At 60.3% G+C, this 22,750-nt stretch carries 25 protein-coding genes; 19 read left to right on the plus strand and 6 right to left on the minus strand.

Annotated elements, in window-relative coordinates; all coding sequences use genetic code 11:
• A partial coding sequence (locus N7640_RS25525) for a hypothetical protein (protein ID WP_347881135.1) occupies window positions 1-239 on the plus strand: 239 nt, incomplete at its 5' end.
• Between the two features lie 363 nt (window positions 240-602).
• On the opposite strand, the gene N7640_RS14260 is transcribed toward N7640_RS25525, so the two are convergent.
• The 4 genes from N7640_RS14260 to N7640_RS14275 all read right to left on the minus strand — a co-directional run bounded on the left by N7640_RS14260 (window position 603) and on the right by N7640_RS14275 (window position 3,866).
• The gene (locus tag N7640_RS14260) at window positions 603-959 is read right to left on the minus strand and encodes a histone-like nucleoid-structuring protein, MvaT/MvaU family (protein ID WP_220814349.1); all 357 of its coding nucleotides are present in this window, start codon (window positions 957-959) and stop codon (window positions 603-605) included.
• Window positions 960-1,054: 95 nt separating this feature from the next.
• A complete protein-coding gene (locus tag N7640_RS14265; protein WP_279904020.1) occupies window positions 1,055-2,212 on the minus strand; it encodes a hypothetical protein in 1,158 nt (385 codons plus the stop codon).
• Window positions 2,213-2,766: 554 nt separating this feature from the next.
• Window positions 2,767-2,946 (minus strand): hypothetical protein, encoded by a 180-nt coding sequence (locus N7640_RS14270; protein WP_279904019.1) that lies wholly within the window; start codon window positions 2,944-2,946, stop codon window positions 2,767-2,769.
• Between the two features lie 14 nt (window positions 2,947-2,960).
• Window positions 2,961-3,866, minus strand: a complete 906-nt coding sequence (locus N7640_RS14275; protein ID WP_279904018.1) for a hypothetical protein — start codon at window positions 3,864-3,866, stop codon at window positions 2,961-2,963.
• A 1,133-nt stretch (window positions 3,867-4,999) separates the two neighbouring features.
• Here N7640_RS14275 and N7640_RS14280 point away from each other — a divergent pair.
• Complete coding sequence (locus N7640_RS14280; RefSeq protein ID WP_279904017.1) at window positions 5,000-5,311, plus strand: DUF736 domain-containing protein; 312 nt, start codon at window positions 5,000-5,002, stop codon at window positions 5,309-5,311.
• Between the two features lie 47 nt (window positions 5,312-5,358).
• Here the strand turns inward: N7640_RS14280 and N7640_RS14285 are convergent, their stop codons facing one another.
• Entirely contained in the window at window positions 5,359-5,649 is a 291-nt protein-coding gene (locus tag N7640_RS14285; protein WP_043545592.1) for a helix-turn-helix transcriptional regulator, read from the minus strand.
• 316 nt (window positions 5,650-5,965) lie between these two features.
• Here N7640_RS14285 and N7640_RS14290 point away from each other — a divergent pair, with 316 nt between their 5' ends.
• From N7640_RS14290 to N7640_RS14330, 9 genes are all read left to right on the plus strand, one after another.
• A complete protein-coding gene (locus tag N7640_RS14290; RefSeq protein WP_279904016.1) occupies window positions 5,966-6,316 on the plus strand; it encodes a DUF2958 domain-containing protein in 351 nt (116 codons plus the stop codon).
• A 341-nt stretch (window positions 6,317-6,657) separates the two neighbouring features.
• Window positions 6,658-7,449: a DUF2285 domain-containing protein gene (locus N7640_RS14295; RefSeq protein ID WP_279904015.1), complete on the plus strand. Its 792-nt coding sequence runs from the start codon at window positions 6,658-6,660 to the stop codon at window positions 7,447-7,449.
• An 84-nt stretch (window positions 7,450-7,533) separates the two neighbouring features.
• Window positions 7,534-7,830 carry a helix-turn-helix domain-containing protein gene (locus N7640_RS14300; RefSeq protein WP_279904014.1) on the plus strand — a complete coding sequence of 99 codons (297 nt, stop codon included), beginning with the start codon at window positions 7,534-7,536 and terminating at the stop codon, window positions 7,828-7,830.
• A gap of 26 nt (window positions 7,831-7,856) precedes the next feature.
• Complete coding sequence (locus N7640_RS14305) at window positions 7,857-8,690, plus strand: replication initiator protein A (RefSeq protein WP_279904013.1); 834 nt, start codon at window positions 7,857-7,859, stop codon at window positions 8,688-8,690.
• 241 nt (window positions 8,691-8,931) lie between these two features.
• On the plus strand, window positions 8,932-9,570 hold the full coding sequence (parA, locus tag N7640_RS14310) for a ParA family partition ATPase (protein WP_279904012.1): 639 nt from the start codon (window positions 8,932-8,934) through the stop codon (window positions 9,568-9,570).
• Window positions 9,567-9,818, plus strand: a complete 252-nt coding sequence (locus N7640_RS14315; RefSeq protein WP_279904011.1) for a chromosome partitioning protein ParB — start codon at window positions 9,567-9,569, stop codon at window positions 9,816-9,818. The genes parA and N7640_RS14315 overlap by 4 nt, the downstream gene beginning before the upstream one ends.
• Window positions 9,815-10,348 (plus strand): DUF2840 domain-containing protein, encoded by a 534-nt coding sequence (locus N7640_RS14320; protein ID WP_279904010.1) that lies wholly within the window; start codon window positions 9,815-9,817, stop codon window positions 10,346-10,348. The genes N7640_RS14315 and N7640_RS14320 overlap by 4 nt, the downstream gene beginning before the upstream one ends.
• Entirely contained in the window at window positions 10,345-10,932 is a 588-nt protein-coding gene (locus tag N7640_RS14325; RefSeq protein WP_279904009.1) for a S26 family signal peptidase, read from the plus strand. Before N7640_RS14320 ends, N7640_RS14325 begins: the two co-directional genes overlap by 4 nt.
• A gap of 399 nt (window positions 10,933-11,331) precedes the next feature.
• Complete coding sequence (locus tag N7640_RS14330; protein ID WP_279904008.1) at window positions 11,332-13,311, plus strand: relaxase/mobilization nuclease and DUF3363 domain-containing protein; 1,980 nt, start codon at window positions 11,332-11,334, stop codon at window positions 13,309-13,311.
• 93 nt (window positions 13,312-13,404) lie between these two features.
• Here N7640_RS14330 and N7640_RS14335 read toward each other — a convergent pair whose 3' ends face one another.
• On the minus strand, window positions 13,405-14,001 hold the full coding sequence (locus tag N7640_RS14335; RefSeq protein WP_279904007.1) for a TetR/AcrR family transcriptional regulator: 597 nt from the start codon (window positions 13,999-14,001) through the stop codon (window positions 13,405-13,407).
• Window positions 14,002-14,216: 215 nt separating this feature from the next.
• Here N7640_RS14335 and N7640_RS14340 point away from each other — a divergent pair, with 215 nt between their 5' ends.
• The 8 genes from N7640_RS14340 to N7640_RS14375 all read left to right on the plus strand — a co-directional run bounded on the left by N7640_RS14340 (window position 14,217) and on the right by N7640_RS14375 (window position 22,675).
• Window positions 14,217-14,909 (plus strand): Crp/Fnr family transcriptional regulator, encoded by a 693-nt coding sequence (locus N7640_RS14340; protein WP_279904006.1) that lies wholly within the window; start codon window positions 14,217-14,219, stop codon window positions 14,907-14,909.
• A 123-nt stretch (window positions 14,910-15,032) separates the two neighbouring features.
• Window positions 15,033-16,598, plus strand: coding sequence for a long-chain-fatty-acid--CoA ligase (locus N7640_RS14345; RefSeq protein WP_279904005.1), 1,566 nt, complete (start codon window positions 15,033-15,035; stop codon window positions 16,596-16,598).
• A 103-nt stretch (window positions 16,599-16,701) separates the two neighbouring features.
• On the plus strand, window positions 16,702-17,490 hold the full coding sequence (locus N7640_RS14350; protein ID WP_279904004.1) for an enoyl-CoA hydratase/isomerase family protein: 789 nt from the start codon (window positions 16,702-16,704) through the stop codon (window positions 17,488-17,490).
• 10 nt (window positions 17,491-17,500) lie between these two features.
• Window positions 17,501-19,264 (plus strand): acyl-CoA dehydrogenase, encoded by a 1,764-nt coding sequence (locus N7640_RS14355; RefSeq protein WP_279904003.1) that lies wholly within the window; start codon window positions 17,501-17,503, stop codon window positions 19,262-19,264.
• A 12-nt stretch (window positions 19,265-19,276) separates the two neighbouring features.
• Window positions 19,277-20,056, plus strand: coding sequence for an SDR family NAD(P)-dependent oxidoreductase (locus tag N7640_RS14360; RefSeq protein WP_279904002.1), 780 nt, complete (start codon window positions 19,277-19,279; stop codon window positions 20,054-20,056).
• Between the two features lie 11 nt (window positions 20,057-20,067).
• Window positions 20,068-20,529 carry a MaoC family dehydratase gene (locus tag N7640_RS14365; protein ID WP_279904001.1) on the plus strand — a complete coding sequence of 154 codons (462 nt, stop codon included), beginning with the start codon at window positions 20,068-20,070 and terminating at the stop codon, window positions 20,527-20,529.
• Between the two features lie 17 nt (window positions 20,530-20,546).
• Window positions 20,547-21,473, plus strand: coding sequence for an SDR family NAD(P)-dependent oxidoreductase (locus N7640_RS14370; RefSeq protein WP_279904000.1), 927 nt, complete (start codon window positions 20,547-20,549; stop codon window positions 21,471-21,473).
• A gap of 17 nt (window positions 21,474-21,490) precedes the next feature.
• Entirely contained in the window at window positions 21,491-22,675 is a 1,185-nt protein-coding gene (locus N7640_RS14375; protein WP_279903999.1) for an acetyl-CoA C-acyltransferase, read from the plus strand.
• Window positions 22,676-22,750 lie beyond the last annotated feature (75 nt).

The raw sequence follows: 22,750 nt of genomic DNA on the forward strand, positions 1-22,750 counted from the left end.
TGCCGTGCCGGTTCCATCCAAGCGCCCGCAACAGCGCCGAAACCACCAGTCGTCTGGTGACTGTGGCGCTAGTCCAGATCCAGATGCTGAGCGATGTGCTCGACCAGCTTCAGGGGCTCGCGACTGTTTACAACAGTAAACATGAGGTCGCGTTTGCTGCGGGAGAGACGTTGGGAACAACGCTTGGCGGTGGCTTGCACTGCTGCATCCGTGCCGTGAATCTTGGCTGCAAGCAGTAGTGCTATCGTTGCGTCAGTGAGGTTCACAGGCGTCTCATTGAACTGGGGAAAGGCGCCCGCATTCTACGGCAGCCATGTTTGACGCGAAGGATTCATCGTCCAGAATTTCTACCGCATGACGTTGATGCTCAGGAGGTCGCGGAGTCTGGATGGGGGTGTGCAAGGTGCTTTACCCGGGGCGGCAAGGCACATGATATCGCCGCTTTTGACCTGAGGTCGCTGTTGAGACAGGCAGCAACCGGCCAAAGTCGGTCCGTAAATGGCGGCTATTGGCTGGCAGCTACCGTTACGCTTCGGAATGTGCGTACGTCTCAGAAACGGCAAGGGCCGCTTTCGCGGCCCTTCGGTATAGGCTGGAAAAGCTTATTGAAGCCAGCTTTCCACTTTCTCGGCACCGTACTGCTCTTTCCAGGCTTTCAGCACCTTGTGGTTGCCGCCTTTGGTTTCCACTATTTCACCGTTGTTCGGGTTTTTGTAGCGCTTGAGAGTTCGTTCCCTGCGTGCACCTTTCACGGAGGCTACAGCGCTCTTCTCGGCCTTAGGATCAAGCAGGGAAATGACGTTACGCAGTGAGTAGTTGTAGTCAGCCAGCAGGGCGCGGAGTTTGGTTTCAAACTCGATTTCACGCTTCAGTTTTTCGTCGCCCTTCAGGGCTTCCAGACGCTTCTGCTGCTCAGCGATCTGAGCTTCGAGAGCTTTGTATTCTGCAATTATCGACATGGCAATTCCTGGTCCGATGCTAAGTGATTCTAGGATACATAGTAGAGGTCATAGAGTTCAACCAGAGGCGAAGTGTAACGACAAGTAATGGGGGGTTACTGAGTGCCTAAATAGCAATCCACATCACCTTCTGAGGGGAGGTTTCCAGGGTTTGATAGCGGCAAAACTTCTTTGTCTAGGAACTCCTCTACGCCGCCTTTGCCTGCCCAGGGTATCTTGTTAAACGAGAATTGGATGAGTTTGGCGGATGCCCAGACGGGGTTGTACTTCTGGAGCTCGCCATTTTCTAGCCATTTCGGGTGTATATCCGCATGGGCGTGATCCTCAGCGATCTGGTTGACGTAGTTCCTGAAGGAGACGATGTCTTTTCTCTCCCTGCTTAAAGGGTTGCAACCCAAGACCCTCTCTGTATGTGCGTCAGAGTAGGAATCTTGCACCATGTGAAGTAGCGAGCCGAGGGCAATGTGCTTGATGCTCGCGGCATCCCTGGGGTCGCTGTAGGTGACCTGTGCTCTGGGCTTTCCTGAGGGCTTGTAGCTGCCAACCTTCCCAGAGAGGAACGAGGATTTCCATTCACCACCTGGTACTGGGTCAAACAGGGCGCCAACAGTCCAGCCCTGTCTCTTGAGAGTGCTGGCAATGTCAGAGAAGGCCGACACTGCTGGGCCATCAATGGTCTCTTTGCCGAGCTTGTTTGAGGAAATGGATAAGGTGTAGGTGAACTCGGCCCACTTCATCATTTTGGCTTTAGTGTCGGCAGCAGTCTCGGACTGATCTGATGCCATGGCATGGATGAACTGGAAGTCTCCAAAGTGGCTCCGATATAGCATCATCGGGGTGTCAGTGATCTTTACGCCTTTGCACTGAGGTTGTGCGCCGTCAACTTTGCACTTGGCTTGCAGCTGGGCGTCCTTGAACAGAGCATTCCACTGCAATGACCGTACGACATTTTGCCGCAGTAATGAGTCAGGATCGTCGTTCCATTCGCTTCCGAGTACCAAGTCTCTGAGTATGCCGCTTTGCTTTAATTTTTCAGCGGTGGTTTGCGCAACTCCACCTCTGGCACCCTCGGGGTTCACGTAGTAGTCGTACGCTAAAAGCGTAATGGTTTCGTGAACCGGGCGCTTCACTCCGGCGCTGAGGTTGGTGATGCGACACAGTGTGTCCTTTCCCCAGCAATCCACGTTGATAGGGTTCATGTCGTACGCGCGCACGCTGCCTGATGCTATGGCAGTGAGAGCAGCCAGCGTCATGGGGAGAATTCGAGTTTGGACAGGGTGGGCAGTGCGGTGTGGCGAGGAGGCGTGTGCAGCACGCTTCATGAGCAGATCCCTCTAGGGTGATTTCCGTTTGGGATGTTTATAGCTCACGAGATGGCAATGTGCCTTCTTTAGCCCAAATTAAGGCTCTGCGCTGGACCACGGCTTCGGAGAAGTGGTTACTGCCTCGCCATGAGCCAACAGCTAAAGATTTCTTGGGGTAACGGCATTGTTATGCTCAATCACCTCAAGTAGAGACAGGGCTGCATCTCGAAGATTTCGATCTGGATATTTAGTGCAAAATGAAATCAAGAAGAGTTCCTTTTGACTTCTGCTGAACATTTTTTGCACCCGATCATTCCACTCCGGTATCTCAGGATGAGAAGCGCTCAGAAATCCTTCAGTCCACACTGTTGAGTCATGCACGAGGGATGGTGTAGGGCTTTCGCTAAGAGTGGAGCAAGATGTGTCGCCTAGATTGAGAGCCGGCTCCTGAGGGCCGGCTATCAATAGTGTTGGCGCCATCAGAAACGCCAATACGATAGATCTCACAGCCAGATTTTTACAGGCGGTGGGTTGATGTTTACCATCATGTTTTGTGTGATACAGGGGAAATACTCAGAAGGGCCTGGGCACATGCGAATCATCGCAGAGGAGTAACCTGCAAATGATGTCGATGGCAAAAGGGAGTATCCCAAAATGGTTGCAAGCAGAACTGCCTTCTTCATAACTTAATCCTTCCTTAGATTTCTTCGTCAAGCGGAATATAGACCTGATTCAGCACGCTGGTTTCGTCGGTGCTCGCTTCCTGGCTCTTCTGTCTCAATGCACTATCAGGCCTCGCTGCCTTGTGAATTTGCTGCATGGCAATCTTCAGGCTTTCTGTCGGCGACTTTTGAATAGCCTCTTCTGCGAGGGAATCCGCACCAGCTTCATCGCCTTGATAGCGTCTAACGTGACTCTTCGCCATCAGAATCTCGACTTCCATAATGGGCCTCAACTCTGGCTTTTCCCATTGGAAGCTCTCATTCGCAGTTAGCGCTTTATTAAGACTTCTTTCGGCAGCTATGAAGTCGCCTTTGAATGTCTGGATTTGCCCCAGTTGAGCATAAAACTGAGGAGCGCCGGTTTTGCCGAGCTTGATGGCGTTGCGCGCGGCGGCCTCAGCCTTGCTCAAAGCCATAGTTTGCTCGGTGGCGTTGAGCTGCGTAGCTTGTTGAGTGTAGGTCAGTGCCAGTTTGCTATAGATTTCTGCAAGCCTGCTCTTGTCGGCACCAGCCAAAGATGCCTCAAGAGTTTCCGTCGCCTTATCGTAGCTGCCTAATCGAATATAGCTCGTACCGAGATACTCGTTGATATCACTATCTCTTTTGGCAGCAGGGACTTTCTTGTTGATATACGCGATTGCCTCTGCATCACGGCGGAGCTCCGAGAGGCAGCCTGCCTTCAACGTGATGTAGGTTTTCCACTCAGGGGACTTTTGTGAGGGCTCAGCGAGAGCAGCCAGTTTGGGCAGGACTTGGTTACAGGACTTGAACCAGCCTTGGGTTTGCACCTCTTTAGCAACGTCCTGAACTGGGCCGGCATAAGAGAGGTTTTGAGCAGCCATAGCTGCAAGTGCAATCGCACTTAGAAGTGGGACTTTCATTACTTCACCTTCCATAGCTGTGCATGATGTCCGTTGGCGCTAACAGAGGGCCAACGGAGCCGACTATAGCAGGGTCATTGATGGCTGCAAATAATGCTGATTCGCATTTATGGTTGTGGCCTTCAGGAGCCGAGGAGGGGGGCGATCAGCATGGGTAGCCGCTCGAATCACCAGAATAATCCCAGGCTTCGGTGCTCGCAGCTTTACTGAAAGCCATGTGGAGGGATCAAGAGCCCAAAGCTCCCAGCCGTGCGTGGTGTAACCGTGAGGCAGGCTGAGCAACGCTACGCAGCAGTGTGCCATCGACAGCGATGAGAAATAGCTTGGCTTGTTAGGGGCGCGAGTCGGGAGGAGATGCTCCAGGTTGTCTTGGACAAGGACTGCTCTCGGCCGATTACGCTTGAAAAATAATGATTAGAGCGGCGCCCGGTCGTCATTGCGATGCAAATTTTTCATGGAGGTAAATGCATTTGCAGCCCCTGTTGCCGTCTTCTGCCAAGCAGTAACGAGGTGGCGCACCAGTACCTGGTGCGCCATGGCAATCGGCGCCACTGGTGCGGGGGCTTTTCGATAGCGCCCCGCCGCAACGGGCAGAGCGCGTTGGGGCTGCGCCCCGGCTTGCTGCGGCAGATCGTGTATGCACGTGCCTTCCTCGACGCTGACGGTTGCTAGCTCCAGGTCACGAAGGACGGGCCACGGGCATGCAGCACGGCCACGCTATGGCGCTTCCAGTCCACGCCTTAAGCCTGTTGCCGCAGGACGTGGCAAGGGCGCTCTCGCCCGTCGTCGGGGTGTTGGTCTTGCCCCGCGTCAAGGTACAGGCCGGTGAAGCCGTCACGCGGGAGACTGAGTCGGCCCTGTCTCCTTCCGGGGAGGTTCGGCCCGGTGCGTCCTTGGCTTGTCGTGAATCCTGGCGGCGGCACGGCTGCGCCTCGAGCTTCATAGCCGCAACCGTCCGGCGCAAACAATTTCCCCTCCGCTGCGCGGATTCCTCGCCCACAAATTCTGTGCGCCTCCCGGTCCTCCACGCTGTTGCGGCCGCTGTGCGGTGCGGCCAGCCCGTCCACCGCCTGCCGGATCACAACAAGGACGCGATGGGCGCGACCTTGGTTACCCCGCAAGGAGAAATCATCATGGCCAACATCGGCACCTTTACCGCTCAGAACGACGGCTTCACCGGCACCGTCCGCACCCTGACGCTCAACGTCAAGGTCAAGTTCGTCTCCAACGACAGGAACAGCGAGAACGCCCCCGACTACCGCATCCAGGCGGCTGGTGGCTACGACATCGGCGCGGCCTGGAAGAAAGTCAGCCAGGCCGAGCGGCCCTACCTGTCCGTGACCCTCGATGATCCTTCGTTCCCGGCGACGATCTACGCCCGGTTGATCGAGGAGGAGGACGGTACGCACAACCTGATCTGGTCGCGCAGCAAGCCGGCGGCCTGACGGCCACCTCGTCGCCCCGCCCGTTGCGGCGGGGCGCTGTCGCGGGACTACGCCCTGGAAGCGGCGAGCTGGCTTTCAGTCGCAGCCATCAGCACCGCTGTACTGCAATCGAGCGCGCCGGCGATCTTGAAGATGATCGCCAGCGTTGGCATGTGCTCGCCACGCTCGACCTTGCCCATGTGCGAGCGCTCGACACCAGCCAGGTTCGCCAGCGACTCCTGCGCAATGCCGCGCTCCATACGCAGCGCGCGCACCGCCGCGCCGAAGGCTTGTGCCAACTCGGCGTCGAAGGTGGTGGTGCCGGCCGGTCGGCCGGGCTGGACGGATCGCTTCTGCATGGACAGAAGCGTCCGATCGAGGGAGAATCAAAACCACGTTATACTTAACTCATTGATGCGATTGCCGGATTTTTCGTGCTTTTACGGAAACCTGTATCGGTGGACTTCACCAGAACAGCGGAGGCGCATCTGTGCCTTTCCTGACTTGCGCAATGTCGATTTCACGCCTTGGCGCCTTTACGGATTTGCCGGCATGCGGATTGGCGAATCTGGACGAATGCACGAATCCGCATCGGCGTATTGGCGAGTCCGTGCGAAAGCACCTCAGCGCATCCACGCCTGCAGGTAGGGCGGGGGTGCATTCCGGCATGCGGTCATGACCCTATCGCTCATCACCGAGATGGAGCACTCACAGATGCTGGCGAACGGTCGTGCTCGGGCGGAGGGCCAGGCCGTCGACCTGCGGCCGGTGGTACGTCTGTTCACCCCCGACGCGCATGCGACCTGGCTTCTGGCTGCGCTCGATCCGGTCGACGGAGACACGGCCTATGGTCTGTGCGACGTGGGGATCGGCATGCCGGCGCTGGGCACCGTGAAGCTGTCCGAGCTGGTGTCCATCGTCGGGCCGCTCAAGCGTCCGGTCATGCGCGACCTGTACTTCCGGGCGACGCGCACGCTGTCGGAGTACACACGGCTGGCGCAGCTCAACGGCTCGATCATGGATTGACCCATCAGGGCTATCCCGCCCAGGTCGTCCTACGGGGCACTGTGACCGATTTGATCTGAATCCAGACCGATGCCATCTCAATCGGCACTATTGCACTCAGGCGCTACAAGCCTGACCCAATCGATCACGATGGCCACCGCTTAAGGCTGCAGGATATGCCTGGCGCCGCACCATTGATGGGCGGCGGCTCTGTCGCATTCGGACGATCCGCGTAACGCTTCGGAGTCAATCGGTCTTGATGCTGTCGTTTGACGTATTTCCACCTACTGCTGTGTCGAGGAGGCGCTGACCTCGCGTTGCGAGCCCGTGGCGACGGACCCTGTGCAAAGGGAGGTTGCCGCATGGCCGATCACAACGCCGAGCAGTGGTATCCCACCGCCGCTTATCTCTACGTCCTGCACCTGGATGACCTCGCCCTGGCCTGGGAGTACCTGCGCCGAAACCCGGAATACCGCCGCGACTGGCGGGATCGCCAGCGTCGGCCCGAAGCGGCGCAACGTTGGGGGCTGCGCCTGCTGGAAGACCCGCGCCTGGACGCGCGTGACGCGCATCCGGCCTGGTTTCCCGACCACCCGGAGCTGATCCACTTGTATCCCGATGTGGATCCCGTGCCCGACTCCGTGGCATTCGACTTCTGGCACCTCCCAGGCAGCAAAAGCCTGGTCCATGATGGCCGGCGCCTGCTGCTGACGACACGCTGGCCGGGCTGCTGCCTGCGGCTGACCCTTGCGCCAGGCCTGGAGCAGGGTATGGCCTATGTCCACGCCGTCCGGGCCTGCGCCAGCCCCTGCGCACGTTTCCGTGCCATCGCGGCCGAGCTGGGCAGGCTGGCCATCACCGCAGATGCCGCGCCGCTCGTGGCGGCTCGCCCTAGCTCGGCCGCACTGCTGGAGCTGCAGACCCTGCAAGCGCTTGATGCCACCCTGGCGGGGGCGTCCTTACGCGAGGTGGCCGCGGGGCTGTTCGGCCCGGCGGCAGTGACCGACGGCTGGCACGCCGATAGCGGCCTGCGCTCGAAAGTGCGTCGCCTGGTGCGGCGCGGCCTGACATTGATGCTCGGCGGCTATCGCCACCTGGCACAGCTCGACGGGCGCGGGAAGGGCCGTTCGACGCAGCCCGTAAAACGACCCTGAGCAGACCTCCAGGCCTTTCTGAGACTGCCTCCATCCGGCTGCGCTGGTGTGGCCGGGCTGCCCTGAACGATGGAGGCTCACCCCATGCGACCCGCTCCCGTGCGACCTGCTGCCGCCCACGCCAAGCCCCTGCAACCCGCCCCCACTGCCCAGCCGCAGCGCTACCTGACCAACGACGAGGCGGCCACCTACCTGCGCCTGTCGCCGCGCACGCTGGAGAAGCAGCGCGTGATCGGCGGCGGCCCGCGCTTTCGCAAGTTCGGCCGGCGCGTCATGTACGCCGTCGCCGATCTCGATGCCTGGGCCGACCAGCACAGCTTCGAGGCCACCTCCGATCCCGAGTACGCCGAGCAGCACTCGGCCGACAGCCGTGCACGCTGATCGGCGGCTCGCCGGAGGCCATCGCCATGTCCAACCCGGCACCGGAGCGGGAACAGCTCGACCTGTTCCGCGCCTTGCCGGGCGACATGGCGCCGCGCGACAGCCAGGACCTGATGGCCTACCCGTTCTTCTCGCTGGCGAAGTCGCGGCGCACCACGCCGATCGACTTCCAGTCCGGCGGCGTCACCGTACGCGTGGAGGGCACGCGGGAACATGGCATCGCCACGATCTGGGATGCCGACGTGCTGATCTGGGCGGCCAGCCAGATCGTCGCGGCGCGCGACGCAGGCCTGCACCCGTCGCGCCTAATGCGCGCCACGCCCTACGAGATCCTGCGCTTCATCGGGCGCGGAGTGTCGCTGCGCGACTACCAGCGCCTCAAGGCCGCCTTGGATCGCCTGCAGTCGACCACGGTGGCCACCTCCATCCGCGAGACCAGCGGCCGGCGCCTGCACCGTTTCTCCTGGATCAACGAATGGAAGGAACTAGCCGACGCCCGCGGCACGCCGCTGGGCATCGAGCTGATCCTGTCGGACTGGTTCTACGCGGGCGTGCTAGACGCCGCCCTGGTGCTGACCATCGACCCGGCGTACTTCCGGCTCACCGGCGGCATCGAGCGCTGGCTGTATCGTCTGGTGCGCAAGCATGGCGGCAAGCAGCCGGACGGCTGGCAGTTCGACTTTCGCCACCTGCATCGCAAGTCGGGCAGCACGGCCAGGTTCTGCGACTTCGCCTGCGACCTGCGTTCCCTGGTGGTGCGGCAGTCGCTGCCCGGCTATGTGCTCGGCATCGAGCGTATACCGGAGGCCAACGTGGAGCTGCTGACGTTCCGGCCCGTGTCGCCCACAGCACGGGGATAAGCGCGGTAAAACCTGTGAATGGGCTCGTGCTATCAGGCGTACGGGGTATCGTGCTATCAGGCGTATCACTATCGTGCTATCGGGCGTACGAAATCCCCTGCAGGCCAGAACCTGCGCGGGCTCCAGCCTCTCTTAACTTCTCTAACTTAAAAGCTCTAACTTTTTGTAGGGGCGCGCCGTTTCGGTGGGCAACCGCGAAACGGCACGGTCAGGCCGGCTTTCCAGCAGGGAGGGCCGCGCCATGATCATCGCCTTGCTCAACCAGAAAGGCGGTGTCGGCAAGACCACGCTCGCCACCCACATCGCCGGCGAACTGGCGCTGCGCGGTCAGCAGGTCGTCCTGTTGGATGCCGACCCACAGGGTTCATCGCTGGACTGGACGCAACGGCGTGCCCAGCAAGGCTTGCCCAGGCTGTTCAGCACCGTGGGCCTTGCCCGCGAAACCCTGCACCAAGAAGCGCCCGAACTGGCGCGTCGCACCGATCATGTGATCATTGACGGACCACCGCGCATCGCCGCCCTGGCGCGCTCCGCGCTGCTGGCGGCCGAGCGCGTTCTGATCCCGGTGCAGCCCAGCCCCTACGATCTGTGGGCCAGTGCCGAGATGGTCGCGCTGATCCGCGAGGCGCAGGTGTTCCGGCCGCAACTGGCGGCGGCCTTCGTCATCAACCGGCGTGTCAGCACCACCATCATTGGCCGCGAGGCGCGCCAGGCATTGGCCGACCAACCACTGCCGGCGCTGCGTGCGGAGGTGCGCCAGCGCATCGTATTCGCCGACAGCGTGGCCGCCGGGCGACTCGCTCGTGAGACGGCGCCGGACAGCGCCGCCGCGCGCGAGATCACCGTGCTGGTCGACGAACTGCTGCGGTGGACAGCATGACCTGCGAGCGCAGTAAACGCACGGCCATCGGCGCGCGTCCGCCGGCGAATCCGCACGCCGAGGCGTGGGTTCGCCAAGGTGGCGCCGGCGGCCTGCAGAAAGGTGACCTTTACACCGCACGCCTGACTCTCGACATCACGCCCGCCATGCGCGCCCGCATCAAGGTCTCGGCGTTCACCCAGGGGGTAACGGTCGCCGATCTGCTGCGCGCGCTGCTGGAGCGCGAGTTCCCGGAGAAATCCCCATGAATGCTCAGCTTTCGGAGACCACGCCTGCGCCGCCGCCATCGCTCGCGGTGCTCGCCGGCCAGAGCGACGCCGCGCAGCTGACCCGCGTTTCGCTCACCTATGTGGAGCAGCGCATCAAGCTCTACCTGCGTTTCGGCGAGCCGGCACGCATTACCCGACTGGATCACTGGCGACGTGTCGCGGTGTTCCTGCCGGGCGCCGTCTTCTGCCGCATCCGCTGGCAGGCCAACGACTACGGCACGATCCGCTGGCAACTCATGGTGATGCAGGCCTGCACGCCACTGGACGCCGTGCAGCGCATCCCCGGCGTGCTGCCTGGCGCGCGCCTGCTGCTGCATACGGAAGGCGATAACACGGTGCGCGCCGTGCTCGAACGCATCGACGCCATCGAGGCGCTGGGCATCGCCCCCGTCGCCGCATCGCCGGCGTACTGGCGCACGCTGGGCAACCGGCTCGTTGCACGCTCGCCGCTGCCCGACTACACCGCCGAGCGGCACGCCGCCTGGCTCGCCGGGAGGTCATTGTCATGACCATCGTTTCCACGACAAGCCCCGCACCGCGTCCTCGCTCGCGCCTGCGCGCTCGTATCGCCCTTGCGGGGCTGTCCGCCGTCGGCCTCGCTGCGCTGGCCTGGGCGTCCGTCGTGCAGCCGCTGCCGCGCCTGATCTACAACCCGTCCGACAGCGTTCCGGTCGGCTGGTATCGCGCCGAACCACTCCAGCACCGGGCTGGCTCGCTGCCACGTCCATTGTCCGTGGGCAGCATCGTCCTGGTCCGGTTGCCTGCCGACGCTACCGCACTCGCTGCGCAGCGCGGCTACCTGCCGGCGCACATCCCTCTGCTCAAGCGCGTGGGCGCGGTTGCGCCGCAACACGTCTGCATCGTCGCCGGCCAGGTACGTATCGACGGCGTGCCGGTGGCCACCGCGTTGCCTGCCGATCGCCTGGGCCGGCCGCTGCCATCCTGGCGGCATTGCCGACCGCTGATCGAGGGCGAGTTGTTCCTGCTGAGCGTGACCAACCCGGCGTCGTTCGACAGCCGCTACTTCGGGCCGGTCAGCACATCCGCCGTGATCGGCGTCGCGCGCCCGATCTGGTCGGAGACACATCCATGATGGTCGCCGATTCGCTGCTGTCGCCGTGTCGTCGCACGTGCAGCGCGGGCGCATCCGCACCACGCTTCGCACAACGTCCGGCGCAGCTGTCCTACGTGCAGCTGTCTTGCCTCGAACGCGTCCGGCCTGCAGCCATTGGTGCATTCGCAGAAAGGCTGGCTGCTGGTGCAGCAGAGCCGCCTGGCCGCCGAGGCCAGGGGGGCAGAGCAGAGCAAAAGCGGAAGGCAAGACAAAAGGGGGCGGCACCTGCTCGCCCGCAACACCAGTCTGCACGTGGGGGAGGAGCGGCACGGCGCGGCTTCATCACCGTGCTGTGTGCGACGCGCAACACGCGCCGATGCCGGCATACCCGTGTGCTTCACACGCCAGGACACGCCCTGGCTCGACGGGGGAACAGCCATGACCGACCGGCGTGACGACGATTTCCGCATTCGGCCCAACGCCCCGAAGAACCGGGGCAAGGGCTTTGTCTCCAAGGTGCTCAAGCAGGTCGGCAAGGCCGGTGGCAAGTCGGCTGTACGGCGTCCGGTGCTGGCCGGTGACAAGGGACAACACGCCGGTCAGCGGCCCGGCTCGCGCCTGGGGCGTGGGCACACGGCGGCGCGCTTCGCGGACGCCTCACTTACGCCATTCTCGCGCCGGGTGACCATCAAGACCCTGCTGGTCAACCAGCGCCAGGCCAGCCCACGGTCGCTGGCCAAGCACCTGCGCTACATCGAGCGCGACGGCGCTGGCCGCGACGGCGAACCGGGCCGCGCTTATGGACCGCAGGCGGACGAGGCCGACCTCGGCGCATTCAGGGAGCGCTGCCAGGACGACCGGCACCATTTCCGCTTCATCGTCGCGCCAGAGGATGGTGCCGAGCTGGACGACCTGCGCACCTACATCCGGCATCTGATGGGGCGCATGGAGGCCGACCTGGGCACGCGGCTGGACTGGGTGGCGGTGGATCACTGGAACACCGATAACCCGCACACCCACATCGTCCTGCGCGGGCGCGACGATACTGGCAAGGACCTCATCATCGCCGGTGACTATATCGCCCACGGCTTCCGCCACCGGGCCGCGGAATTGGCCACCGAATGGCTGGGGCCACGCACTGAGCTGGAGATCCAGCAGACCTTGCAGCGCGAGGTGGAGCAGGAGCGCTGGACGAGTCTGGATCGCACGCTGAAGCGTGAGGCTGGCGACGATGGCCTGATACATGTCGAGCGCCTCAACGAGCCCCGCCTGCAACGTCTGCGCCTGCTGCTGATCGGTCGCCTGCAACGCTTGCAGTGCATGGGGTTGGCCGACGAGGCACAGCCCGGCACCTGGGCCGTCCAAGCGGGCGCGGAAAAGACCTTGCGCGCCCTGGGCGAGCGTGGCGACATCATCCGTACCCTGCAGCGAGCCATGGGCGGTCAGCCGCGCGAGCTGTCGGTGTTCGATCCGGGAGAGGAGGGTCGTACCGTGATCGGCCGGGTGACCGCCAAAGGGCTGGCCGACGAGCTACGCGACCGGGGGTATCTGGTCATCGACGGTGTCGACGGCAAGGCCCACTACGTCGCGCTTAACGCCCGCGATGAACTGGCGAGTTACCCCACAGGAGCGGTGGTGGAGGTGCGTGGCTCAGCTGAGATACGCGCGGCCGACCGCACCATCGTCGCGCTGGCGAGCGATGGCCTGTATCGCACCGACCATCACCTGGCGGTTGCCCGGGGCCAGGCAAAGGCTGGCCGCGATCCGCAGGAGGTCGTGGCGACTCACGTCCGCCGCCTCGAAGCCCTGCGTCGTGCCGGTATCGTGGAGCGTGTGGCTGAAGGGCTGTGGAAGGTGCCGGACGATTTGCCCGAGCGTGGCCGCCAGTACGACGCGCAGCGCCTAGGGGGCGTTGCTATGGAACTGAAATCGTACCTGCCGATTGAACAGCAGGCCCGTGTAATTGGCGCCACCTGGCTCGACCAGCAACTGATCGGCGGTGGGCGAGGGCTGGGCGACTTCGGATTTGCCGGTGAGGTGAGGCAGGCTATGCAGCAGCGCGCCGACTTCCTGGTCGAGCAGGGGCTGGCCGAGAAGCAAGGTCGGCGTGTGATCCTGGCGCGTAACCTGCTGGCGACGTTGCGCAATCGGGAACTTGCTCAGGCCGCTCGGAGTATCGCTGCCGAAACCGGGTTGGAGCATCGTCCGATCCTTGATGGCCTGCGCGTGACAGGCATCTACCGGCGTAGCGTCATGCTCGCCAGTGGACGTTATGCCGTGCTCGATGATGGTAAGGGATTCAGCCTGGTGCCATGGAAGCCGATCATCGAACCATGCCTGGGGCAACAGATCGCCGCGACCGTTCGTGGTGGCGGTGTGTCTTGGGAAATTATTCGATCACGAGGTGTTGGGATTTAAAGTCCAAGAGCCTGATGTTGAGTGAAGGCAACTGGTGAAGACTTGGTGCCATGTAGTCCACCAGATCCCCACATATCCGGTTTCTTAGTGCTTTTAATCAGGACGTTTTGATTCTTGCTGGAGTTGCATCTGCTGGATAAATGAATCCAGGACCCTTTCAGTGACGTGATCAAAGCAACTGAAATCCCCATAGATCCTGCCTACGAGAATCGCTCCTTCGTAATCAGACACTGTTTGCTGTGCATATTCCAAGGCGGCAGCCTTGTTCATTGTTCCCATGAATAACTGCGCTAGGGCCTGAGCCCAGACATCAAGGAACGATCTGATCTGGGGCATCAGATTGGGGAGGGCGTAGGTCGCGTCTATCGCTATCACGCCCATCAGACAGCCGATGCCATCCTCCTTGAACAGGCCTTTGGCTCTCTTTGCCATGTCTTGAAACCTTTTCAGCTCCGGCTGGCTTTGGTCATAGGCGATGCTGAACATTGCCTCGTTGACGCGCTCGTGCGTCCATTTGAGCACGTCGCTCATCAACGACTCTTTGTTCGGGTAGTGGTGGTAGAAGGACGCCTTGGTCAGATCACAGGCGGCGGCAAGTGTGTCCATGGTGGTTCCGTGGTAGCCGTAGCGCCTGAATACCTTGGAGCAACGGCCCATTAGTTCATCACGCGGTATTTTCTGTGGTCGCACTGGCTGAACCTGCAAGGCTTGGGTGGATTATATGATGGTCGTTTGACGGGTTACTGACTGTTTGTTTAGAGTGATTTTTCGACCAATCGTTTGGTTAGCTACTGTGCATCGACCGATAGGTGACTCGCAAGCTGTGATGAAGCTTCGTCGTATCACCTGCCAAGTGCCTGCTTGGTGGTCGATACCACAAGGTGTCACGAAGGAGACCGATAACAATGAGCGGCTTCAATTGGGTTGAAGATCTGGCACCTAGCATCCGCAAGGCACTATTTGAAAAGGCACGAATCAAAACCTTCCCCGATGGGGCGACCATTTATGCCCAAGGCGATCCAGTCTCGGACGTCTTCCAGATTATCTCCGGTGAGATCCGCCAATGCATTCTCACTGAGGATGGGCAAGAGGTCCTTGTCTACATCTATAAACCGGGCGACCTTGTTGGTGACAGCTCGGTGGTCGATGACGATCCCTATTCGGTCACCATCCTGGCTCGCGGAGAGGTGGCGACCAGGGCTTGGTCCATAAAGGACTTTGCAGCTCTCCGCGCTACCCATCACGAAATCGAATCTGCAATCTCAGCCCAGAGCAGCCGGCGTCTGCGTGGTGCTCTCAAGCTGATTGAAGAGTTGCTCACTCAGCCGGTCGCAGCGCGGGTGGCGTCGCGGTTCTTGCGGCTGTCGGAGATGGGAGAGTCCTCTATCGAGGGTGCCGATCTATCGTTGTCGCAGGCTGACATCGGCTTGATGGTCGGTACGACGCGGCAAAGCGTTAACCGGGTGGTTACAGAGCTTCGCAAGCTCGGGCTGATTGAAACGGACTACGGAAAGATCATCATCAAAGATCTGGAAGGCCTCAAGCGCTATATCGGTGAGCACCAACGCCATGGCCGGGGAGAGTCGTCAGAGCACTGACGGATTCCGCAGAAATCTTCAAAACACTGTCTTCTGGAAGACGTTGTTGATTTTGGATGTCACCTAGCATCGGTCTCGAAAAGCGCCCCCCAAAAACAATCAGGGCGCTTCAGGAGACTTGTGATGGCAGAGTTGACTCTGGCTGATATCGCTCGCGCTACAGCCAACACCCGCCCCGATCACGCCGCTCTGGTGTTCGGCGACAAATCTACGACCGTTCATGAATTGGACATCTGTGCAAATCAGGTTGCCAATGGCCTGCTGACCTTCGGTGTGACGGATCAAGAACGTGTAGCAATCTTGGATCACAGCAGCGATCAATTTTTCGAGGTCTGGCTAGGCGCTGCTCGCGCCAACCTGGCCATCGCCCCCCTGAATAGCCGTCTTTCTGCAACCGAAGTCGTACAGGTTGTGAATGATAGCCAGAGTCGCGTGTTGTTCATCGGACTGGCCTTCGTGGAGATGATCGAGCAAGTCCGTTCGCAACTGAAGTATGTCGATCACATCATCGTGATGGGCGATGAGTTCTCCGCGTGGCGAGATAAGCAATCGGCCATGCCGTTTGAATCCACGATGACTCCAACTGATGACTGCCTGCAGATGTACACCAGTGGCACTACTGGTCTTCCGAAGGGTGTGCGCCTGACGAGTGAAAACGTGTTCAAAGGCCCCCTCTCTGCTTTGGAGAATGGCGGAATCAGTCCATGCCAGGAAATCGGCCCTAAGGATGTGATTCTGCTTTGCCTGCCCCATGCTCATGTTGCCGGCGCGATTCTGGGTATTTATGGCCTTGCGATGGGATCGAAGCTGATCATCAGCCGCGACTTCGTTCCGGCCGACATCGTTGCCACTATCGAGCGTGAACAGGTGACGCTCACCATCATGGTTCCAGTGATGGTTCGCGGCTTGATAGCCGCGATGGAGAAGACTGGTCTCGCCTGCAAGAGCTTGAAGACCATCCTCTATGGCGCAGCGCCCATGGCCACCAGCCTGCTAAAAGAGGCCATGAAAGCACTTCCGCATAGCGGCTTCGGCCAGCTCTATGGCCTGACTGAGACCTCAGGTCCCGTGACGTATCTGACCCCGGATGATCACCACTCCATCCTGGCGGGCAATGGCGACCTGGCTCTTTCATGCGGCGCGGCGACAGCAGGTGTTGAGCTGCAAGTGATCAACCATTACGGGCAGCCAGTCCCTGTCGGGGACATTGGCGAAATCATCTGCCGTTCGCCTCAGATCATGAAGGGCTACTGGAATCGCACAGAGGACACTCTGTCGGCAATCCAGGATGGTTGGTTCCTCACAGGAGATGTGGGGTACATCGACGAGAAAGGTTACCTGTACATCTACGACAGGAAGAAGGACATGATCATCACGGGGGGAGAGAACGTTTATCCCGCCGAAGTCGAGAACATCCTCTACAGCCACCCGGAAATCGCTGACGTAGCAATCATTGGCGTTCCAGATGAGCAATGGGGAGAAGCTGTGAAGGCCGTGGTCGTTCGGAAACCCGGTTCTTCCTTGTCGGCTGAAGATCTCATCGCCCATGCAAAAGGCAAGGTGGCGGGCTTCAAGGTCCCCAAATCTGTGGACTTCGTTAATGACTTGCCTAGGAACGCTACAGGGAAAGTCCTGCGGCGCTTGATTCGAGAGCCCTACTGGAAGGCCCAGGGGCGCGGAGTGGCCTGAGCCTCAAAGGCTCCCCTCATGAAAACCATCATGTTGAACAATCCCCGCTACTGCGGGGGCCGGTATCGGCTTGCCCGATAAAACCCAAAGCAGGAGAAGAAAAATGACCGTTAAATTCGAAATGGATGGCCCGCTGGCAATCGCAACTTTCTGCGACGGCCCGATGAACCTCCTGACCTTCAACTCGTTCCGCGGCCTGATGGACGCTGTAGACAAGGCCATCGAGAACAAGGCGCGTGCGTTCCTGACTCTGGCCGAAGGTGATCACTTCTGCGCCGGTGCCCACATCATCGAAAACTTCCTGGGCCAGGACGCTAACTTTGCCCGTCGTATGCTGAACCGCTCCATTCCGGAGATGCAGCGCTTCGAAAACCTGCCGTTTCCGACCGTAGTAGCTATCCGTGGCATGTGCCTGGGTGGTGGCTGTGAGATCGCCCAGATCCACGACATCATCTTTGCTGGCGAAAGTGCGAACTTCGGTCAGGTAGAAGCCCGTATCGGCACCACCACTCTCCTCGGTGGTGCTCAGCGTCTGGTAGCTCGCGTTGGCCTGGCCCGCGCCAAAGAGATGGTCTTCTCGGCTGGTATCTACGATGCCAAAACCATGCAGGATTGGGGGCTGATCAACCGCATCGTTCCGGACGCTGAAGTGGAAGCCAAGGCCCGTGCCTATGCCATGAAGCTCGCCAATGGTCCGACCGTGGCGTACGCCGCTTCCAAGCAACTCATCAATACCGCTGTGGGTCACGGCCAGTCCGCCGCTGATCAGCGAGTCATCGAATCCGGTCCGAGCACTTTCGCTACCCGCGACATGACCTATGCAGTTGACCTGTTCGCCAAGGAAGGTGCGGAACTGCTGGTGAAAGGGGCTCTGGAATTCAAGGGCGAGTGAGGCCAGTCCGATGACAACCTACAAGGCCCCGACCGGGGAATATCAGTTCCTAGCCAGTCATGTGCTGGCTAAGGAGTTCGGCTTCATCGCGAACGAAGAGTCCTCGGTTGAGACCTTGGGGACCGTTCTGGAGAGCCTGGGCAACTTCGTGAATGACCGACTGCTGCCACTAGCAGCATCGGCTGATAGCGCGGGTTGCCAGGTGACCATCGACGGCGTCAAAGCCCCTGCAGGCTACCGCGACGCTTATCAGGACTTCATTGCTGATGGCTGGGGCGGTTTGCACACTGCTGTAGAGGATGGGGGACAGGGTCTTCCGCTGTCGTTTGGCTTCGCATGCGACGAGGTCTTGAGCAGCGGTGCAATGGCTTTCTCGCTTTATACGGCCATTCGCCTTGGCGTCTATTCCGTGCTGAAGCAGATTGGCTCGGACTATCTCAAAGAAACCTACCTCGCAAAGATCGGCAGCGGTGAATGGAACGGCACTATGTGTCTGACCGAGCCCCAATGCGGTACCGATCTTTCGCTGATCCGCACTGTTGCAACAGAGTCGGATGACGGTACTTATCGGCTCTCCGGGGCGAAGATCTTCATCACTGGTGGAGATCACAACCTCACCAGCAACATCGTCCATCTCGTCCTGGCACGCGTCCAAGGTGGGCCTGCCGGGCTTGCTGGGCTGGGACTGTTCATCGTACCGAAGCGCAAGCCGAATGCCGCAGGACAGTGGATTGAGCCCAATGGCGTTGTTTGCCCCCGAGTGGAAGAGAAGTTAGGTATCCACGCGTCGGCAACCTGCGAGCTCCTGTTCGACAACGCTCAGGGCTGGATCGTCGGTAAACCCGGCGAAGGCCTGATGGGCATGTTCAACATGATGAAGCTGGCACGCCTCGGAACCTCCTTCCAGGCCATTGGGGTTGCTGAGATGGCAGCCCAGAAGGCTGTCGACTATGCCTGTGAGCGCCTGCAAGGGCGTGACCTGATCGATGGAGCGAAGGGCGCGATCCGCATTGCTGATCACCCGAACATCCGCCGTGAGATCCTTCGGATGCGCACCCTGACATCATCGGCGCGGATGCTTGCTCTAACTGCCGCCTTGGTGAATGAACAAACATCAGCCGATGACAACGGCCGTCGTATGGTCTCGAACGTGTTACTGCCGGTGCTCATGTCGGTATCAAAAGCCGTGTGCAGTGAGATCGGCGTCGAGGTGGCTACCGCCTCGATGCAGACCCATGGTGGGCACGGCTACATCAAGGACACCGGTGTAGAGGCGCTGCTCCGTGATGTACAGATCTTGCCGATTTATGAAGGCACCAACGATGTTCAAGCGCTCGATCTGGTACTTCGCCGGCTTGATGACGGCCGTTCGCAGCCGGTGGATGCGGTGCTGGGCTGGTTGCGCGGCCAGATTGCCGAGCTGAATGTGCCAGCAGACCTAAATGTCTATACCGAGCGCACCCTGGACACGCTGAACATGCTCGAAGAAGCAGTCGGCCTGCTCAAGGCCGATATGCAGTCTTCGCGGTTTGCTGCATTGCAGTGTGCTCGCGAGTTCCTCTGGCTGATCGGCCATGCAGTCATCTCGACTCTGTGGCTTCGCGCATTGTCAGCGCTGGACGACGCTGATCTGCCCATCGATGCCTCCGCAAAGCGTGCGGAAGCGCAGTTCTATTTCTCCTACTTGCTGCCTGATGCCGCGCTGCGCATCGCTCGACTGAAAGCCTCTGTCGAGATCGAGAGCGCGCTGAAGGCGTACCAGGTCAATCCATAAGCGAGCGAAAACATGACTACTAAAAGCAATCTCTTCGATGTGAGCGGCAAAGTCGCCGTGGTTACCGGTGGCACCCGTGGTATCGGCCTGATGATCGCCAAAGGCCTGGTTCAGGCTGGCGTGAAGACCTATGTGGTTTCCCGAAAAGCGGAAGCCTGTGCCGAAGCCGAAGCCGAACTGAAGCAGTACGGCGAAGCAGTAGGCATCGCAGCTGACCTGTCCTCGATGGAGCAAGTGAACGCCTTCGCGCAGGAATTCCTTCGCCGTGAGACGAAGCTCCACATTCTGGTCAACAACGCCGGCGCGAGCTGGGGTGCCAACTTCTCCGAATTTCCGGAGAGCGGCTGGGACAAGGTTATGGACCTGAACCTCAAGTCGATCTTCTTCCTGACCCAGAAGCTTGGCAGCGCCCTGCAAGCGGCGGGCACCAATGAAGATCCTTCTCGAGTGATCAACATCGGCTCTGTCGACGGTCTTACTAGCCCGGACTTCGGCAACTACTCGTACTCGGCAAGTAAGGCAGCGGTTCACCACCTGACTCGTCACCTGGCAGCCCATCTGTCGAAGGCAAATATCAACGTAAATGCCATCGCCCCTGGTCCGTTCGAAACAAAGATGACCGAGCACATGCTCAAGGTTAAAGGCGATGAAATCGTGAAGGTGATTCCGCGCCGCCGCACCGGCCTGGAGTCGGACGCCGCTGGCACTGCCATCTTCCTGTCCTCTCCGGCTTCCGCCTACATCACTGGCGCTGTCATCCCCCTGGATGGCGGTTTCTCCACCACTCGCTGATGAGCCTCGCTATGCACACCCGTACCGTTTCTGCTGACGAGCTGCGTGCGCTTGTTGGTCAAGACCTCGAGCCGTCCCCTTGGCTGACCCTGGACCAGGAGCGAATCAGCAATTTCGCTGAGGTCACTGAAGATCGCCAGTTCATACATGTCGACCCCGAAAAAGCCAAGGCATCTCCATTTGGCGGCACCATCGCTCATGGCCTCCTGACTCTGTCGATGCTGCCGTCGCTAATCGAGAAGACCCTTCCTGCCCTAGACGGCATGAAGGCCAGCGTGAACTACGGCTACAACAAGATCCGATTCCTTGCGCCAGTGCGCAGCGGCAAGCGTGTCCGCGCCAAGTTCGTCATCGCCGAGTTCAGCGAGACCGGCCCCGGTCGCTTCCAGATCATCACCAACATCACCGTCGAGATCGAAGGCGAAGACAAGCCCGCCCTGATCGCCGAATGGATCTCGATGGTTTTGGTTTAAGGCCGAGGAAAGCAGCTATGACAATTCGATTCGATGGTCGAGTGGCCATCATCACTGGCGCGGGTAACGGTCTTGGTCGTTCGCATGCGCTGGGACTGGCTGCTCGTGGCGCCAAGGTCGTGATCAACGACCTCGGCGGTTCGCGCGATGGCAGCGGTGCCAGCTCCTCTGCTGCTGAAGCTGTCGTGGAGGAGATTCGCGCAGCAGGCGGTGAGGCATTCGCCAATGGCGCGAACGTGGCAAATTTCGAGGAAGTGCAGGCGATGGTGGAACAGGCTCGAGCCAAGTGGGGCCGGGTCGACATCCTCATCAACAACGCCGGCATTCTGCGCGATGCGACGTTCTCCAAAGGCTCGCTTGATGACTTCTGGAAAGTCGTCGACGTACATCTTCGCGGTACTGTGAACTGCACGAAAGCGGTGTGGGATCTGATGCGTGAGCAGAATTACGGTCGCATCGTACTGACCTCCTCGGCGTCGGGCCTCTATGGCAACTTCGGCCAGTCCAACTACGGGGCTGCCAAGGCAGCAATGCTGGGCCTGATGAACGTGCTTCACCTGGAGGGCCAGAAGAACGACATCCGCGTCAATGTGCTGGCTCCTACCGCTGCGACCCGTATGACCGAGGGGCTGATCCCGCCATCGGTTGCGCCGCTGCTCGCTCCCGAAACCATCACCCCTGGGCTGCTTTTCCTCGCGAGCGAGTCTGCTCCGTCGAAGGTGATCCTCGGGGCAGGTGCGGGTGTATTTGCCTGCAGCAATCTCTACGAAACCGAAGGGCTGTTCCTGCACGAGCAAGAGCGCACGCCAGAGGTTATCGCCGATCGCTTCGACGAGATCGCAGCCACCAATGGGCAAATCGCTCTCGACGGCGCTACTTCTCAGACCTTGCGCTTTGTTCGCAAAGCTGCCGGCGCTCTGGGCGTCGTGCTCCCAACGGCCTAAATCAGGAGGGTTTCACCATGCGTGAAGCTGTCATCGTTTCTACCGCCCGTACGCCGATTGGCCGGGCATTCCGCGGTGCCTTCAACGACACCAAGTCGCCCACTCTGATGGCTCATGCTATCCGCCATGCGGTGGAGCGTTCTGGTCTGGAAGGCGGTGTGTTCGAGGATGCTGTGATCGGTACCGTTCTTGCGGCCGGTACCGCTGGTGGCAACCTCGCTCGCAACGCTGTGTTTGCTGCTGGCCTGCCTGTCACTGTTCCCGCTCAGACCATGGACCGTCAGTGCTCCTCTGGTTTGATGGCTATTGCCACTGCTGCCAAGCAAATCACCTTCGACGGCATGGACGCGGTAATCGCAGGCGGCCAGGAAAACATTTCGGCAGTTCAGAACGACTACTTCGGCTGGGTGGGTAAGGAAGCCGATCCGAACGTCGTTGCAGCAGTGAAGAACGCCTACATGCCGATGCTGCACACTGCCGAGTTCGTTTCGAAGAAGTACGGTATCTCTCGCGAAGAACAAGACCGTTACTCCCTCGAGTCTCAAATTCGTACCGCTCGCGCCCAGGAGCAGGGGCTGCTCAACGACGAAATTGTGCCGTTCCAAGCGCGTATGAAGGTCCAGGACAAGGAAACAGGTGTAATCAGCTTCCGCGAGCTGCTGCTTGGTAAAGACGAAGGCAACCGTGCAGACACCACGTACGAAGGTCTATCGCAGCTGAAGCCTGTGCTGGATGGTGGCTTCATCACTGGTGGTAACGCGAGCCAGCTGTCAGACGGCGCATCTGCCTGTGTGCTGACCGAGGCGCGATTCGCAGAGCAACGTGGTTTGGAGCCGCTGGGCATCTATCGCGGCATGACTGTCGCCGGTTGTGCGCCGGAAGAGATGGGTATCGGTCCGATCTACGCCATTCCGAAGCTGCTCAAGCAACACGGCCTGACTGTTAACGACATCGGTCTGTGGGAGCTGAACGAGGCCTTCGCCTGCCAAGTTCTCTACTGCCGCGACAAGCTCGGCATCGACCCTGATATCTACAACGTCAACGGCGGGAGCATCTCCATCGGTCACCCGTATGGCATGACAGGCTCTCGCCTGGTTGGCCATGCACTGCTCGAGGGCAAGCGCCGTGGCGTGAAGTTCGTCGTTGTCTCGATGTGCATTGGCGGCGGCATGGGTGCTGCTGGTCTCTTCGAGATCGTGTGAATCGCAGGTAACTCTTCTGTTTGTCCCGAAAGCAGGAGATTTGGGTGGCTAGGTGCCACGCCACTTGGCCACCCT

This window comes from Pseudomonas sp. GD04015 (assembly GCF_029837675.1).
GTDB lineage: Bacteria > Pseudomonadota > Gammaproteobacteria > Pseudomonadales > Pseudomonadaceae > Aquipseudomonas > Aquipseudomonas paralcaligenes.

What these genes read in the sequence shown, in the direction of transcription:
- N7640_RS14260 (WP_220814349.1), bottom strand. Translation starts at nt 959, where the DNA reads ATGTCGATAATTGCAGAATACAAAGCTCTCGAAGCTCAGATCGCTGAG.
- N7640_RS14265 (WP_279904020.1), bottom strand. Translation starts at nt 2,212, where the DNA reads ATGACGCTGGCTGCTCTCACTGCCATAGCATCAGGCAGCGTGCGCGCG.
- N7640_RS14270 (WP_279904019.1), bottom strand. Translation starts at nt 2,946, where the DNA reads ATGAAGAAGGCAGTTCTGCTTGCAACCATTTTGGGATACTCCCTTTTG.
- N7640_RS14275 (WP_279904018.1), bottom strand. Translation starts at nt 3,866, where the DNA reads ATGAAAGTCCCACTTCTAAGTGCGATTGCACTTGCAGCTATGGCTGCT.
- N7640_RS14280 (WP_279904017.1), top strand. Translation starts at nt 5,000, where the DNA reads ATGGCCAACATCGGCACCTTTACCGCTCAGAACGACGGCTTCACCGGC.
- N7640_RS14285 (WP_043545592.1), bottom strand. Translation starts at nt 5,649, where the DNA reads ATGCAGAAGCGATCCGTCCAGCCCGGCCGACCGGCCGGCACCACCACC.
- N7640_RS14290 (WP_279904016.1), top strand. Translation starts at nt 5,966, where the DNA reads ATGACCCTATCGCTCATCACCGAGATGGAGCACTCACAGATGCTGGCG.
- N7640_RS14295 (WP_279904015.1), top strand. Translation starts at nt 6,658, where the DNA reads ATGGCCGATCACAACGCCGAGCAGTGGTATCCCACCGCCGCTTATCTC.
- N7640_RS14300 (WP_279904014.1), top strand. Translation starts at nt 7,534, where the DNA reads ATGCGACCCGCTCCCGTGCGACCTGCTGCCGCCCACGCCAAGCCCCTG.
- N7640_RS14305 (WP_279904013.1), top strand. Translation starts at nt 7,857, where the DNA reads ATGTCCAACCCGGCACCGGAGCGGGAACAGCTCGACCTGTTCCGCGCC.
- parA (WP_279904012.1), top strand. Translation starts at nt 8,932, where the DNA reads ATGATCATCGCCTTGCTCAACCAGAAAGGCGGTGTCGGCAAGACCACG.
- N7640_RS14315 (WP_279904011.1), top strand. Translation starts at nt 9,567, where the DNA reads ATGACCTGCGAGCGCAGTAAACGCACGGCCATCGGCGCGCGTCCGCCG.
- N7640_RS14320 (WP_279904010.1), top strand. Translation starts at nt 9,815, where the DNA reads ATGAATGCTCAGCTTTCGGAGACCACGCCTGCGCCGCCGCCATCGCTC.
- N7640_RS14325 (WP_279904009.1), top strand. Translation starts at nt 10,345, where the DNA reads ATGACCATCGTTTCCACGACAAGCCCCGCACCGCGTCCTCGCTCGCGC.
- N7640_RS14330 (WP_279904008.1), top strand. Translation starts at nt 11,332, where the DNA reads ATGACCGACCGGCGTGACGACGATTTCCGCATTCGGCCCAACGCCCCG.
- N7640_RS14340 (WP_279904006.1), top strand. Translation starts at nt 14,217, where the DNA reads ATGAGCGGCTTCAATTGGGTTGAAGATCTGGCACCTAGCATCCGCAAG.
- N7640_RS14345 (WP_279904005.1), top strand. Translation starts at nt 15,033, where the DNA reads ATGGCAGAGTTGACTCTGGCTGATATCGCTCGCGCTACAGCCAACACC.
- N7640_RS14350 (WP_279904004.1), top strand. Translation starts at nt 16,702, where the DNA reads ATGACCGTTAAATTCGAAATGGATGGCCCGCTGGCAATCGCAACTTTC.
- N7640_RS14355 (WP_279904003.1), top strand. Translation starts at nt 17,501, where the DNA reads ATGACAACCTACAAGGCCCCGACCGGGGAATATCAGTTCCTAGCCAGT.
- N7640_RS14360 (WP_279904002.1), top strand. Translation starts at nt 19,277, where the DNA reads ATGACTACTAAAAGCAATCTCTTCGATGTGAGCGGCAAAGTCGCCGTG.
- N7640_RS14365 (WP_279904001.1), top strand. Translation starts at nt 20,068, where the DNA reads ATGCACACCCGTACCGTTTCTGCTGACGAGCTGCGTGCGCTTGTTGGT.
- N7640_RS14370 (WP_279904000.1), top strand. Translation starts at nt 20,547, where the DNA reads ATGACAATTCGATTCGATGGTCGAGTGGCCATCATCACTGGCGCGGGT.
- N7640_RS14375 (WP_279903999.1), top strand. Translation starts at nt 21,491, where the DNA reads ATGCGTGAAGCTGTCATCGTTTCTACCGCCCGTACGCCGATTGGCCGG.